A 14,479-nucleotide genomic window follows, 5' to 3' on the forward strand; every position below is an offset into this window, starting at 1 on the left:
AGGTCGTCTCAGTGCTCATGCGGCATACCGGCGAGCACCTTCTCGGGAAGGGCGGGCAGGCTGGTGACGCGGGCGCCGCAGGCGTTGCGGATTGCGTTGGTAATGGCCACATGCGGACTGGCGATGGGGCCTTCGCCCACGCCGGCGGCACCGAAGGGCCCCCACTGACGCGGCGTCTGGATGTACGTGATCTCCAGATCGTCGGGGATGGCCGAGATGTACGGGAATCCCGCTCCGATCATGGTGGAGTGCTTCTTGATGTCCTCGAAGTCCTCGGTCAGGGCCAGGCCTATTCCCTGGGCCATGCAGCCCCATATCTGGCCGTCCGTTGCGAGCTTGTTGTTGATCTTGCCGATGTCTGCAATGCAGGACATGCGGTCCACGCTCACCTTGCCGGTTGCCTTCTCCACCGTGATCTCGGCCAGGTGGACCACATACATATATACAAGGAAGGGATTACCCAGTCCCGTATCCGGGTCGCAGGGCACGCCGGGGATGCTGTAGGAACCGTCGTAGCGCAGGGGTTTGTCTGCAGCGACCATCTCGGCGCAGGTCATATAGGTGCCGTCATCCTTGCGGGCCGCGCCCATCAGGGCTTCGCAGGCGACGCGGATGGCTCCGCCCACGACAACCTGGGAGCGGGATGCCCCGGCCGGACCTGCGGGTGGCTGCTTGGCCGAATCAGGCCAGCTGAACCGAATCTTCTCGGGGGGGACGCCCATGGCCAGCAGGGTCTCGTGAGCCGTGCCGACGGCGCCGATGTCCGCGCCCTGGCCGTGGTCCTCCCAGGAGGCACCTACGGTGACGCCGTCGTCCTCGTCATATTGCACGAAGACCTCTGCCTGCTCCACGCCGTCGCCGCCGCTGCCATATACGCCCAGGGCGATGCCGACGCCCTTGGCGTGAGTCGGTGTGGAACCGGCTTCGGCGCGCTTCTTGGCTTCTTCGTACTTGGGCCTCAGCGCGTCCAGCATCTCGGGCAGCGGGTATACGTCCGGCTCCTGGCCGGTGGGGGTGGTGGAGCCGGGGCGGTAACAGTTGGCGTACCGGAACTCCAGGGGGTCCATGTCCAGTGCCAGGGCGAGCTCATCCACCAGGGATTCCCCTGCAAAGTGGGCCTGCGGTCCGCCGAAGCCGCGGAAAGCCGCGCCCCAGGCGTGGTTCGTGGCCACGGTGCGGCCCATGCCACGGATGCTGGGGATGTCGTATCCCGCGCCGATGAACTGAATGCCGCGCCCGGTGAGGACGTCGGCCATTTCGCAGTAGGGGCCGTGGTCCACCACGTAGTCGTGTTCCAGGGCAACGATGCGCCCGGTCTTCTTGTCTGCGGCCATGCGGGCGTTGACGTGGAAGGGAGAGCGCTTACCCGTGTAGGTCATCTGCTGGTAATAGTCATAGCAGAGGGAGACAGGGCGGCCGGTGGCCAGCACGGCGACACCGAGCAGAGCCTCCATGGTCGGGCTCAGCTTGTAGCCGAAGGTCCCGCCCATGGGGTTGGCGGCCAGCGCGATCTGCTCGGGTTTCAGACCAAGTCCCTCGGCGATCATCATGGCGTGCAGGTGCACGGCGATGGACTTGGAATGAATGTGGAGCAGATCGTCATCGCCCATGTAGGCGAAGCCCACATCGGGCTCGATGGGCATGTGCGGCTGGCGGCTGGATCGGTATTCGCCGGAAACCACGGCCACGTCATCCTGATCGAAGATGGGTGCGGGGTCGTCGCCCTTGATGAGCGGCTGTTCGAAATAGATGTTGGGCGTGCCCGGGTGAATTTCGAGGGCGTCGTCGGCCATGGCCGCTGCGGCGCTCATGTAGGCGGGCAACTGCTCCAGGTCCAGGCGGACCTTGGCAGCGGCGGCACGAGCCTCGGCTTCGGTGTCGGCGCAAACGATGGCCACGGCGTCGCCGTATTGGAAGACCTTTTCATCGCAGAGGATGGGACGCTCCCAGCCGTCGCCCTTGTGTCTGGGGCTGCATGCCAGGCCGAAGATGCGGTTCTTGCCCTTGACGTCCTTGGCAGTGAGTATGCAATGGACGCCGGGCATGTTCTCGGCCTCGGACGTGTCGATGCCGTTTATCTTCGCGTGGCTGACCTCAGCCTGGACCAGCGCAAGGCGAAGGGTTCCCGCAGGCATCTTGAGGCCGAGGTCCGCTCCGTAGTCCAGGGTGCCGGTCGCCTTGGCCACGGCCGTGGGGCGGGGGTAGGAGCTGCCCCAGATGCGGCCGTCTTCGGGCATGACGAAGTCGAGGCTCTCGGCAGGGGCTTCACCCCGGACCACCTTGGCTGCTTCCATGACCGCGTCCACCAGCGGCTTGTAGCCGGTGCAGCGGCAGGCGTTCTTGTGCTTCCGGAACCAGTCGCGCACTTCTTCGCGCGTGGGATTGTCATTCTCGTTGAGCAGCCCTTTTGCCGAGACGATGAAGCCGGGGGAACAGAATCCGCACTGGGCGGCCCCGTGCTTGACCCAGGCCTGCTGGAGGGGGTCGAGGTTGTCGGGCTGGCCTATGCCTTCAATGGTGATGATGCAGGCTCCCTCGGGAACCCGTTTCATCTTGGTGACGCAGGAACGGACGACCTTGCCGTTGAGCATGACCGAACACGCGCCGCACTGGCCCTCTCCGCATCCGACCTTGGTGCCGGTCAATTCCAGGTGTTCCCGGAGCACGGTGGCCAGGGTAGTGGAAGGAGAACTCAGTACATACTGTTCAATTCCATTTACGATCAATTTTTTCTGTTGCAGTTTTTCCATGTGCGCAACTCCTTTTATGCTCACATGAGCACAATGCGTGCCGTTGGCGTTCTTGCAAGCTATCCATATTTTATAATTGGAGAAGTTGATATAGTGAGAATTTCTATGTAAAGCTGGAGGCCTTAACTGCTTTACGGTGTCTATACATGTAAATGTACAGTTGACACTTTTCATCACGGGGTATGCATGAAGGTGTAACCGCTTAACGGCCCGGGGAGTTGGTGGTTCGGAGCGGCGAAAGAGGGTGGCTCCATGGCTACACAGGGGGGATGTAGTCTGACTGGAACCTGTGGGACTTGTGGAACTGATTTATAAGGGTGAACAGCTGCCTTCAGGCAAAGAAAAACCGCCCCCGCCGCGCATGAGTCTTCGGGCGCGGCGGGGGCGGTCGTTTCAGGCTGGACTAGATCGCTTCGTCGCGGTGGCAGTCCTTGGAGTAGATATACTCCATGCGTTCCAGGCCGGTGCCGTAGCAGGCCTGCTTGCAGAAGGGGGCGATCCAGATGAAATCGCCGGACTCGACGGGCAGCCAGGCCTCGTCGAGGAGGTAGAGGCCCTGGCCCTGGTAGACGTACATGCCGTGCTCCTGGACGTGGGTCTCCACGAAGGGATGGCAGCCGCCGGGCAGGAAGGCGAGGGTGTGGAAGTTCATGTCAAAGGCCTCGTCAACAGGCAGCAGGTCGCGGACGAAGACGTTCTCCATCTGGTCGTAGTAGCTCTCCTCGATTTTGCGGATGGAGCCGCAGACCACCCAGGGCTGTTTCATGGCCGGGTCGGGGTGGGGGATGAAACGCTGCTTGTAAAGGAGGATGGTGACCGGGGCGTCGCCCTTTGAGGCGAAGTCGATCCCCTTGCCGGGCGGGGAGTAGATGTAGCCGCCCGCGGTCAGGGTCTCGGTTTGGCCGTCCACGGTGACGTCCAGGGAGCCCTCGCCGTCCATGACGAAGAGGAGCGTCTCTATGTTTTCGGCCTGGCCGTAGGGCATGGTCGTCCGGCCCTCGGTGGAGACCGTGCCGACCATCTGCACGAAGTTGGCCCCGAGCTTGGGCGAGGCCAGGATGGACAGGGCGCAGCCCGTGATGCCGGGGACCACGTTGATGACGCGCCCCTCGGTGGTGATGACGGCATATTTTCCGGGCTCGTACGAGGACCGGTTTTTCAGGAATCCTTCGGGATAAGGCATGCAATACCTCGTGGTATCATTCGTCGGCCTGCTTGATGGGCCGGCGGCAGGGGGGAGGTCGTTTCCCCCTGCCGCCAGGATAGTCTGCTATTTGCCGAACTTCTCGCGCCAGATTTCGCCGGTCTGCTCCATGTCGGAGTCGGCCCAGGTGCGGCGCATGCGGTTCAGGGTCGGCATGCCCAGGGAGAACTCCTGGAGCCAGTTGCGGGCGAAGATGCCGCGCTCGGTTTCCTCGAAGATCTCCTGCATGGCCTCCTCGTTGATGACGCGGGGGCCGCTGTGGCGCACCGCGAACTCGCAGGTTCGGCTCGCCCGGGAGGTAAGATACGCCTCGATGCCCACGGCGTCGATATCGTCGATGATGGAGCGGATGGAGCGGATCGCCTTGGCGTAGGCAAAGGAGCGGGGGTACCCGTTCTTGACCATGATGTTGTACATGGTGCGCATCAGGTGGATGGTTCCGCCGTACAGCACCTGCTCCTCGTAGTTGTCGCCCTCGGTTTCGTGCTGAAAGGTCATGTCCACCACGCCGACACGGGTGGAGCCCACGGCCTTGGAGATGGCCAGGGCGGTCTCACGGGCGTTGCCGCTGACGTCCTGGTCCACGCTGACACAGCCCCAGATGCCGGAGCCGTCCTTGAACTTCTGGCGGGTGACCGGGCCGGGGCCGTTGGGCACGAACAGGACCACGTCGATGTCCTTGGGCGGCTTGATGGTGCCGTAGAGCACGGCGAAGCCATGGGCGAAACTCAGGGTCTGGCCGGGCTTGAGGTGGCCGTGGATGGACTCGTAGTAGACCGAGGGCTGGGCCGGGTCCTGGAGCAGGATGTGGACGATGTCCGCCTTTTCCACGGCTTCCTCGATGGGATAGACCGTGAAGCCGTCGGCCTCGGCCTTGTCCCAGCTGGAGTGGCGGGTGCGGTCGCCCGCGCCGACGATGATGTTCATGCCGGACTCGCGCATGTTCATGGACTGGGCGCGGCCCTGACTGCCGTAGCCGATGACGGCGATGGTCTTGCCTTCCAGGATGCTCAGGTCCACGTCCTCGTCACGGTAGATTTTCTCGAATTCGATTTCGCTCATGTTCTATCCTTCTTTATCTGTATTGTGTCGTTTACTCCGGAGCGGCGTAGGTCACGCTCTCGGGATCGTTGGCGGTCTTGAGGATGCAGTTGAGGAGCACGTCGGCCCCTGCGGCGCAGTCGGCCCAGGAGGTCTCCTCGACCTCGGCGTGGCTGCGGCCGCCGATGCTGGGCACGAATATCATGGCGCTGGGGGCGAACTGGTTGATGTACACGGTGTCGTGGGACGCCCCGGAGACCATGTCCAGCGCGGGCAGGTCCAGCTCCCCTGCGACCTCGTGGATCAGGGAGACCAGCTCCGGGTGGAACGGGGCGCGCTCCACGGCCCAGGTCTGGCGGATCTCCACGGTGCAGCCCGTGGCCTCGGCGTTGGCCCGGATGGCCGCCTCGATCTCCTCGCAGACGCGGTCGGTCTCGGTTTCGTCCCAGCCCCGGATGTCGATGGTGAAATGGACGTGGCCCGCGATGACGTTGCGCGAGTTGGGGGAGGGGTGCACCTCGCCCACGGTGGCGACCACGCCGTCCGAGGCCAGACCGATGTCGAAGACCCGCCCGGCCATGCGCGAGAAGGCGTAGATGGCGTCCTGACGCTCGTCCATGGGCGTGGGCCCGGCGTGGTTGGGCACGCCCTGGATCTCCACGTCGTACCAGCGCAGGCAGACGATGCCCTTGGGCACGCCGATGGTCTTGCCCCGGCGCTCCAGCACTGGTCCCTGCTCGATGTGGTATTCGAAATTGGCGTGCAACGGCCTCGGGTCGAAGTCGTCCCCGCCCTTGTAGCCGATGCGCTCCAGCTCCGCCCCGAAGGTCAGGCCGTCGCGGTCGGTCAGGCCGTACATGGCCTCGCGGTCCAGCTTGCCCGCGAACACGCCCGAGCCCGTGGTGCCGGGAGTGAAGCGGCTGCCTTCCTCGTTGGTCCAGTTGACCACGATGAGGTCCCGCTCCAGGGTCACGCCCGCATCATTCAGGGCGCAGACCGCCTCCAGCCCGCCGATGATGCCGAGGATGCCGTCGAAACGCCCCCCCTGCGGCTGCGAGTCGCAATGGGACCCGGTCATGACCGGCGCCAGGGCACGGTTTCTGCCCGGCCGAATGAAAAACATGTTGCCCATGCGGTCGATCCGGGTCTCGCACCCCGCTTCCTCGAACCACTCCCTGAGCCGGTCCCGCGCGTCGCGGTCCTCGTCGCTCAATGCCAAACGGGTCACCCCGCCGTTGGCCGTGGCCCCGAAAGCCGCGATCTCCGTCAGAAACCGCTCCAGCCGCTCGGGGTTGGTGTGTATCGCGTTCATGGTCTTCCTGCTGTTGTAGGTTAGTCGATGGCCCTGATGAACGAGGCCAGTTCCGGGGTCGACGGGTCGGCAAAGAGTTGCTTGGGGTCGCCCTGCTCGTGGACCTTGCCCTGGTGCATGAAGATGAGCTTGTTGCCGACCTCGCGGGCAAAGCGCATCTCGTGCGTGACCATGATGAGGGTCATGCCCTCCTCGGCCAGTTTGCGCACGACCTCCAGGACCTCGCCCACGAGCTCCGGGTCCAGCGCCGAGGTGATCTCGTCGCAGAGAAGGACCTTGGGCTGCATGGCCAGGGACCGGGCAATGGCGACGCGCTGCTGCTGGCCGCCCGAAAGCTGGTCGGGGTAGGCGTCGAACTTGTCTCCGAGGCCGACCCGGGAGAGCATCTCCTCTGCCAGGGCCCGGACCTCTTGTTTCCCCATCTTCTTGACCTGTTGGGGGGCGAGCATGACGTTCTCCCCTGCGGTCAGGTGCGGGAACAGGTTGAACTGCTGGAACACCATGCCCACCTTGAGGCGCAGGTCCCTGAGGTCCTTTTCCATGCCCGTCCTGCGGTCGCCGTCGATGATCAGTATGCCGTCATCGAAGGATTCCAGGCCGTTGATGATCCTGAGCAGGGTGCTCTTGCCGGATCCGCTGCGGCCTATAATGGCCACGACTTCGCCTTCCTTGACCTTGAGGTCGACTCCCTTGAGCACCTCGTTGTCGCCAAAACTCTTGTGAATGCCCTCAGCGGCTACAAGCGGCATGGAGCCTCCTTTCTATCTGTCTGGCCAGGGCCGACAGGGGAAAACAGATGATGAAGTACCCAACAGCGACCAGGCCGTACACGAGCAGCGGTCTGAACGTCGCGTTTGAGATCATGGAACCCGTCTTGGTTATTTCCATGAAACCGATGATCGAAGTGACTGCGGTCCCCTTGACGACCTGGACGGAGAATCCCACGGTCGGGGGGATGGCGATGCGGACGGCCTGCGGCAGGATGACGAAGCGCATCTGCTGCCATCGGCTCAGGGCGAGGCTCTCTCCGGCTTCCCATTGGCCGTGGGCGATGGATTCGACGCACCCTCGCCAGATTTCGGCCAGGTAGGCGCTGGTGAATAGCGTCAGCCCCAGGGCTGCGGTCAGCAGCGGCGAGATGTCTACGCCCAACAGCCCGATGCCGAAAAAGATCAGGAAGAGCTGCATCAGCAGCGGGGTGTCCTGGAAGAATTCGATGTAGGCCTTGGCCAGCCTGGCGAACAGGGGGCGGGGCGATATGCGGGCGATGAGCACCATCAGGCCGACGATGCCGCCGGAAATGAAGGCGATCAGGGAGAGCGCCACGGTCCACGCGCCGCCGACAAGCAGGTGCCGGATGATGTCCCAAAGGGAAAATTCGATCATGCCGTCCTCCCGTCGATGTAGCGCCGTCCTATTTCATGCAGGAACTTGCGGACCGCCAAGGCCAGCAAGAGATACATGAGCGTGCTGAATGCGTAGATCTCGAATGCCCGGAAGGTCCGGGACTGGATGAGATTGGCCGCATAAGTCAGCTCCTGCGCCGCGACCTGGGAGCAGACCGCCGAACCGAGCATGACGATGATGACCTGGCTGCACAGGGCCGGCCAGACGTTTTTCAGGGCGGGCCGGAGAATGACGAAACGGAAAGTCTGCCACCTGCTCAGGGCCAGAGATTCGGCCGCTTCCAGTTGTCCCCTCGGGACGGACATGACCCCTGCGCGGATGATCTCGGTGGAATACGCGCCGAGATTGAGCGCCATGGCCAGGAAAGAGGCCTCCCAACCGCTCAGCTTCACACCCATGGCGGGCAGGCCGAAGAAGATGAAATAGAGTTGGACGAGGAAGGGAGTGTTTCGGATGCACTCCACATATACCGTATAAACGGGATACAGCACCCTCAGCTTCCAGGCCCGGGAGACCGCGCCCAGGATGCCGGCCGCGATCCCGATCGCCGACCCGAGTCCGGTCAGCAGAAGGGTCATCAGCGCTCCTTCGACGAACACTTCCCAGTTGCTGATGATCGGCTCTATGGAAAATTGATAGGACATTGTTTGCGCCTTGGCGGGGCGGGAGGCCAGCCTCCCGCCCCGGATGGTTGCTACAGGTTTTCGGGCAGGGGGTTGTGCAGCCACTTCTCGGAGATCTTGCCGAGGGAGCCGTCCTTCTTGGCGTCGGCGATGATGGCGTTGACCCGGGCCATGAGCGCGGGCTGTTCCTTGGCCAGACCGACGTAGCAGGGGGAGTTCTTGATCATGAATTTGGTCTCAAGCATCTTGGCGGGCTTCTTCTCGTTGATGGAAGCGGCCACGACGTTGCCGGTAGCGACCAGGTCCACCTGGCCGGACTGGTAAGCGGTGATGGTGGAGCTGTTGTCCTCGAAGCGTTTGATAACGGTGGACTTGGGGGCGATCTTGGTCAGCTCCAGGTCCTCGATGGAGCCGCGGGTAACGGCGACGGTCTTGCCTTCCAGGTCGGCTGCGCTGCCGATCTTTTCGTCAGCGGTGCCGAAGACGCCGTTGAAGAACGGGGCGTAGGCGTCGGAAAAGTCGATGACCGCAGCGCGCTTGGGGTTTTTGCCCAGCGAGGAGATGACCAGGTCCACCTTGCCCGTGGTCAGGTAGGGGATGCGGTTGGTGCTGGTGACCGGGACCAGCACGACCTTGACGCCGAGCTTGGAGGCGATCAGCGAGGCCATGTCGATGTCGTAGCCGATGGGCTGCATGTCCGAGCCCACGGAGCCGAACGGCGGAAAGTCCTGGGGAACGGCGACCTTGAGGACGCCGGAATCCTTGACCTGGGCCAGGGTGTCGGAAGCCATGGCAGGGGCCGCCGTAAGAACGGCGGTCAGCGCAAACGCGAGCGCCAGGGTGCAGATGGTGCGAATTGTGGTTTTCATGTTCTCTCTCCAATTGATGTTACGGTAAAACGGTGTTTTTGACCAGCCGGTAAGACCGGTAAGTCTTTGGTGGTACATATTGCTGATATTGTCAATGTGGAAAATTAATTCTCTAAAAATTTATATTAAATTTACAAAAAAAGGAAAACTAGCGATAAAACTACAATAATGTAGAGCATAAAAAAAGAAGTGGACAGAATATTACTGCCTGTGGTTTAGATGGGTAGGTAGACTGGTAAGACCAGTTGACCGGTGGCTCGCGTGCGAGTAATCAAAAATACGCGAAGGTTCGAGTGATAATGACCAGAATGTACAAGAAGGGAGCGGGCGCATGTCGCGATCTGATGAAGCAGTGGAAAGCATCGAGGCCATGATCGCGGAAAATGGCTGGACCGGAGGAGTCCAGTTGCCTTCCCAGCGCACGTTGGCCGAGAAGCTGCCGTTCAGCAGGCCGACCATTCGCGAGGCGCTGGTCGCCCTGGAGACCATGGGGCGGGTGGAGATCAAACCCGGCAAGGGAGCCTTCCTGGTGGACAAGGATTCCCCGGCCCCGATCAGGGCAGTCTGGTCGGATCGCCTGACGCTCTCCGGCCGCGAGTCGCAGATGTATCAATTCCGATATGCCATCGAACCTGCCATCGCCGGGCTGGTGGCCGTCAACGCAACTGCGGCGCAGATCGAGGATATGACCGTCGGAGTCGAAGCCATGCGCCTTGCCGTCGGAGAAAAGGATCACGCCGAGTTTTCACGGCTGGACTTCGCCTTTCATTCCCAGATGATAGAGGCGGCCAATAACCGCTTCTTCACAGAGGCTCTGACGCCTTTCTTCGGCTTGTTTTTCGAGAGCCAGAAACTCCCGCTGGAATATGACGAGAGCGTGGAGGATACGGTACGCGAGCATGAGGAAATCATCCGGCATATTCGGGCTAGGCGCTCGGCCGAGTCGCGGCACGCCATGGAACAGCACATCAAGGGCGTGGCCAGGCGGGCCGGGGTGAATCTCGTCGAGTAGGAGAATGGGAACCGGTTGAACACAATTTTCTGTCCATAGGGTCGATGGAAAGCAGGCCGCCGGGAGCGGCCGAAGGAGTTCTCATGAGTAATCCGATCAAGATCGGCATTGTAATCTGTGACCGCTACCGGAGCTGCGCCGGGGGCAAATGCCTTCGCGCCATGCGGGAGCGGGAAGGCGCGTTCTCGGCATATGAAGGAAAGGAAGTGGAGTTGGTGGGATACACATCCTGCAACGGTTGTCCCGGCGGCAACGTCGAGTATCTCGGTGACGAGATGGTCAAGAACGGCGTCGACGTCATTCACCTGGCGACAGGCTTGATCGTCGGCTACCCGCCCTGTCCGCACATAGGTACCTTCAAGTCGTTTCTGGAAGACCGCTACGGGATCAAGGTTGTGGTCGGGACCCACCCCATCCCGGAAAAGTATCTGACCACCCATACGAAGCTTGGCTCCTGGGAAGCCCCGGAGTGGCAACCTGTCCTTTCCGCAGCCATGTCGGACGAGGCGACCCGCAAGGCATACGATTAGCCGAGGCTTCGATTTTCCAGCGAAAAAGGACCTGCCGTTGTTGCAAACAGCGGCAGGTCCTATGCGTTTTGCGGTCATGTTTGGGCGAAGCATCCGGTCGGAGGTGCCAACACGGGCCGTGCGCAGATGTTTTTGCCAGGAGTACGAGACATTATCGCTTTTCTTTTGCCGACCGTAGGATTAGGCAAAAATCTGCCATGAACAGGCAGGCACTTACTTTCTTTCACTGATATGTATGCTGCACGCGATCGGTTGAACCCGGTGGCTTCAAGAAGAAAATATTCAATAAGGAGAAAATATTGCTTTACAGAACAATGCCTAAGAACGGCGACAGACTTTCCGCTCTGGGATTCGGCTGCATGAGGCTGCCCATGACTGATGGCAAGATAGACGAGGAACGGGCAATCGCCCAGATTCGCCGGGCCATTGATGACGGCGTGAACTACCTCGATACCGCCTGGCCCTATCACAACGGAGAGAGCGAGCCGCTGCTCGGCAAGGCCCTGCGGGACGGCTACCGCGAGAAGGTCAAGATCGCCACCAAGTTGCCGACCTGGATGATAAAGAGCCGGGAAGACATGGACACGTTCCTGAATGCCCAGTTGGAGAAGCTCGGCACCGACCATATCGATTATTACCTCATTCACGCGTTGTCCGGTCCGTCCTGGGAGACCATTGAAGCGCTCGGCGTCAAGGATTTCCTGAAGAAGGCACAAATAGACGGCCGCATCGTCAATCCGGGGTTCTCGTTCCACGGCCTGGCCGAGGATTTTGCACCCATCGTGGACGCGTATCCCTGGATTTTCTGCCAGATTCAGTACAATCTTCTGGACACTGAGTTCCAGGCTGGTACCAAGGGATTGGAGTATGCGGCCTCCAAGGGTATGGGCGTCGTCGTCATGGAACCCCTGCGCGGCGGCAACCTTGCGCTGCCTACACCGCCGCAGGCCGTCGCCGATATCTGGGACCTGGCCGAAACCCCGCGCACCCCGGTGGAATGGGCATTGCGTTGGGTGTGGAACCACCCCGAGGTGACCGTGGTCCTCTCCGGCATGAACGACGAGGAGCACATCCGCGAGAACATGGCCATCGCCGAGGTTGCCGAGGCGGATTCCCTTAGCCGGAACGAGTTGGACCTGACACGGCGCGTGGCCGCCACCTACCGCAAGCTCATGCAGGTGGGATGCACCGGCTGCGGGTACTGCATGCCGTGTCCGGCTGATGTCCAGATTCCCACTTGTTTCGATCTGCTGAACAAGGCACACCTGTTTGATCAGGCGGAGGGAAAGAGGATGTACGGCGTCTTCGCAGCGGGCGCGGTGCTCCAGCGCAAGCCCGGTTTCGCCTCCCAGTGCGTGGAGTGCGGCATGTGCCTGGAGAAGTGTCCCCAGAGGATCAACATCCCCGAGGTGCTCAAGCGGGTTGTCGCAGAGCTTGAGGGATAGGGGCAACGTACTGTCGTTCGTGAGGATACGAGCTGCTCTGTTCGGCGCGGTTGATTCCTGCATAACCGAAGGAACATGATGAAAATACTGTATTATGATTGCTTTTCCGGCATCAGCGGAGACATGAATCTGGCGGCCATGATCGACCTTGGCGTGGAGCCGGATCACTTGCGGGCCGAGCTGGATAAGCTCGGCCTGGGAGACGAATTCGAGCTGGTCGTGACCAGGGACGCGCGCAACGGCATTCACGGCACGCGCGTGGACGTCCGCCTCGCCGGAGAGCCTCATGAACACGGTCATGCTCACGGACACGGCGATGGTGCTGCCAACGACCATGATCATGAGCAGCACCATGCGCACGGCCACACCCATGGCGATCAGGCGCATGAACACACTCACGGCGAGCACGTGCACGGGCATCATCATGCCCACGACGCGCACGGCCATGCTCACGGGGAGGGCGGCGACGCACACAAGGCGCACGCCCCGCACCGCGATTTTGCGGCTATCCGCACGATCATCGCGGCCAGCACTTTGGACCACGCAGTCAAGGAGACCAGCCTGCGCATTTTTCGCAGAGTGGCCGAGGCCGAGGCCAAGGTGCACGGCAAGTCGGTGGACGAGGTCCATTTTCACGAGGTCGGGGCCACTGACTCCATCGTGGACATCGTGGGCGCGGCCATCTGCTACCATAGCCTGGGCGTTGACGCGGTCCTGGCTTCCCCTGTGGAACTGGGGAGCGGGTTTGTGCGGTGCGCCCACGGAGTCATCCCGGTGCCTGCCCCGGCCACGGCGGAGATCCTGCAAGGCATTCCGACCACACGTGGCGGCACGGACATCGAGGCCACCACGCCCACGGGCGCGGCCATCCTCGCGGCGCTGGTGGACGAGTTCACCGTCGCCCCTGCCATGACGGCCACGGCCACGGGCTACGGCATAGGCCACAAGGAGACCGCGCGGCCCAACCTGCTGCGCGTCCACCTGGCCGACGCCGAGTTGTCCGGGGGACCCCGCACCAGCCGGGCTCGTCTGTTGCAATGCAACATCGACGACATGACCGGCGAGCTGCTCGGCGGCGTCATGGACCTGCTCATGGAAGAAGGGGCCATGGACGTCCACTTCGCGCCCATTGTCATGAAGAAGAATCGCCCGGCCACCATGGTTTCCGTGCTGTGCGACGAGGACGAGGAGCCCCGCTTCAAGGAACTCCTGTTCCGGCACACCACCACCCTCGGGGTTAAGTCCTTTTCGCTGGAAAAGACTGAACTGGAGCGGCGGTTCGAAAAGGTGGAGACCCCGCTCGGTCCCGTGACCATGAAGAGGGCGTTGTTGAACGGCGAGGTCCTGCATTCCAAGCCGGAGTTTGAGGAGTGCCGCGAGATAGCCCGGAACAGAGGCATTCCGTTGGTGAAGGTTTACGACATCATCGGTGGATCGGAATAGGAGACGCGGCATGCCCCTCACTGAAAAACAGAAACAACAATACGCCGCACTGCTTGCGGAATTGCGCGAGATGGAGCGTGTCCTCGTGGCCTTCTCAGGCGGTGTGGACAGCGCCCTGTTGCTGCATGCCGCCCAGCGAGCACTGGGTGACAATGTCCTTGCGGTGACGTTCGCCACGCCCTATTCCCCGAAGGAAGAGATAGCTGGCGCCGTGGACTTGGCCAAGGCCCTCAAGGTGGAGCACAGGCTTGTTGAAACGGACATTCCCGAGGAGATTCGGGACAATCCGCCAGAGCGTTGCTATCTGTGCAAGAAGCTTCTCTTTGGTCGGCTGGTCGACATGGCCGGGGAAGAGGGCATCAAATACATTCTCGACGGCAGCAATGTGGATGATCTGGACGACCACCGCCCGGGCCGCCGGGCCGTCAAGGAACTGAACGTGCGCAGCCCGCTGCTTGAGGCGGGGCTGACCAAGCAGGACATCCGTGATCTATCGCTGGAGCTCGACCTGCCCACCTGGAACAAGCCCGCCGGGGCGTGTCTGCTGACGCGCCTTCCCCACGGCACCGCCATCCGGGAAGAGGAGCTCGAGCGTATCGACAGGGGCGAGGAGTTCCTGCGGTCACTCGGGTTCACCCACGTGCGCCTGCGCATCCATGGTTCCGTAGCCCGCATCGAGTTGCCTGCAAGATCCATCTCCTCCTGCGTGAACTCCACGTTCCGCGAGCGGATCAACCGGCGGCTCAGGGAACTGGGATACCGCCACGTGGCCGTGGATCTTGCCGGATACAGCATGGGCAGCCTGAACGAGCCGGCTACCAAAGCCGGATCGAAGGAGTAACG

General features: G+C 62.0%; 13 protein-coding genes. 5 read left to right on the forward strand and 8 right to left on the reverse strand.

The window, feature by feature from the left end; genetic code table 11:
* Nucleotides 1-8: 8 nt before the first annotated feature.
* The 8 genes from GM415_RS09125 to GM415_RS09160 form a co-directional block, all read right to left on the reverse strand.
* A complete protein-coding gene (locus GM415_RS09125) occupies nt 9-2,750 on the reverse strand; it encodes a molybdopterin-dependent aldehyde oxidoreductase (protein WP_158947500.1) in 2,742 nt (913 codons plus the stop codon).
* 403 nt (nt 2,751-3,153) lie between these two features.
* Nucleotides 3,154-3,933 carry a (S)-ureidoglycine aminohydrolase gene (gene allE, locus GM415_RS09130; protein WP_158947501.1) on the reverse strand — a complete coding sequence of 260 codons (780 nt, stop codon included), beginning with the start codon at nt 3,931-3,933 and terminating at the stop codon, nt 3,154-3,156.
* Between the two features lie 87 nt (nt 3,934-4,020).
* The gene (gene ilvC, locus GM415_RS09135) at nt 4,021-5,016 is read right to left on the reverse strand and encodes a ketol-acid reductoisomerase (protein WP_158947502.1); all 996 of its coding nucleotides are present in this window, start codon (nt 5,014-5,016) and stop codon (nt 4,021-4,023) included.
* A gap of 31 nt (nt 5,017-5,047) precedes the next feature.
* On the reverse strand, nt 5,048-6,307 hold the full coding sequence (locus GM415_RS09140) for a Zn-dependent hydrolase (protein ID WP_158947503.1): 1,260 nt from the start codon (nt 6,305-6,307) through the stop codon (nt 5,048-5,050).
* A gap of 20 nt (nt 6,308-6,327) precedes the next feature.
* Nucleotides 6,328-7,056, reverse strand: a complete 729-nt coding sequence (locus tag GM415_RS09145) for an amino acid ABC transporter ATP-binding protein (RefSeq protein ID WP_158947504.1) — start codon at nt 7,054-7,056, stop codon at nt 6,328-6,330.
* Entirely contained in the window at nt 7,037-7,693 is a 657-nt protein-coding gene (locus GM415_RS09150; RefSeq protein ID WP_158947505.1) for an amino acid ABC transporter permease, read from the reverse strand. Before GM415_RS09150 ends, GM415_RS09145 begins: the two co-directional genes overlap by 20 nt.
* Nucleotides 7,690-8,358, reverse strand: a complete 669-nt coding sequence (locus GM415_RS09155) for an amino acid ABC transporter permease (protein ID WP_158947506.1) — start codon at nt 8,356-8,358, stop codon at nt 7,690-7,692. Before GM415_RS09155 ends, GM415_RS09150 begins: the two co-directional genes overlap by 4 nt.
* A 50-nt stretch (nt 8,359-8,408) precedes the next feature.
* On the reverse strand, nt 8,409-9,206 hold the full coding sequence (locus tag GM415_RS09160) for a transporter substrate-binding domain-containing protein (RefSeq protein ID WP_158947507.1): 798 nt from the start codon (nt 9,204-9,206) through the stop codon (nt 8,409-8,411).
* A gap of 331 nt (nt 9,207-9,537) precedes the next feature.
* Here GM415_RS09160 and GM415_RS09165 point away from each other — a divergent pair, with 331 nt between their 5' ends.
* The 5 genes from GM415_RS09165 to larE all read left to right on the forward strand — a co-directional run bounded on the left by GM415_RS09165 (nt 9,538) and on the right by larE (nt 14,477).
* Nucleotides 9,538-10,218, forward strand: a complete 681-nt coding sequence (locus GM415_RS09165) for a FadR/GntR family transcriptional regulator (protein ID WP_158947508.1) — start codon at nt 9,538-9,540, stop codon at nt 10,216-10,218.
* Between the two features lie 83 nt (nt 10,219-10,301).
* Nucleotides 10,302-10,748 (forward strand): CGGC domain-containing protein, encoded by a 447-nt coding sequence (locus tag GM415_RS09170; RefSeq protein WP_158947509.1) that lies wholly within the window; start codon nt 10,302-10,304, stop codon nt 10,746-10,748.
* A gap of 299 nt (nt 10,749-11,047) precedes the next feature.
* Nucleotides 11,048-12,193: an aldo/keto reductase gene (locus GM415_RS09175; protein WP_158947510.1), complete on the forward strand. Its 1,146-nt coding sequence runs from the start codon at nt 11,048-11,050 to the stop codon at nt 12,191-12,193.
* 78 nt (nt 12,194-12,271) lie between these two features.
* Nucleotides 12,272-13,636, forward strand: a complete 1,365-nt coding sequence (gene larC / locus GM415_RS09180) for a nickel pincer cofactor biosynthesis protein LarC (RefSeq protein WP_158950859.1) — start codon at nt 12,272-12,274, stop codon at nt 13,634-13,636.
* 10 nt (nt 13,637-13,646) lie between these two features.
* A complete protein-coding gene (gene larE, locus GM415_RS09185) occupies nt 13,647-14,477 on the forward strand; it encodes an ATP-dependent sacrificial sulfur transferase LarE (RefSeq protein WP_158947511.1) in 831 nt (276 codons plus the stop codon).
* Nucleotides 14,478-14,479 lie beyond the last annotated feature (2 nt).

The organism is Pseudodesulfovibrio cashew (assembly GCF_009762795.1).
GTDB lineage: Bacteria > Desulfobacterota > Desulfovibrionia > Desulfovibrionales > Desulfovibrionaceae > Pseudodesulfovibrio > Pseudodesulfovibrio cashew.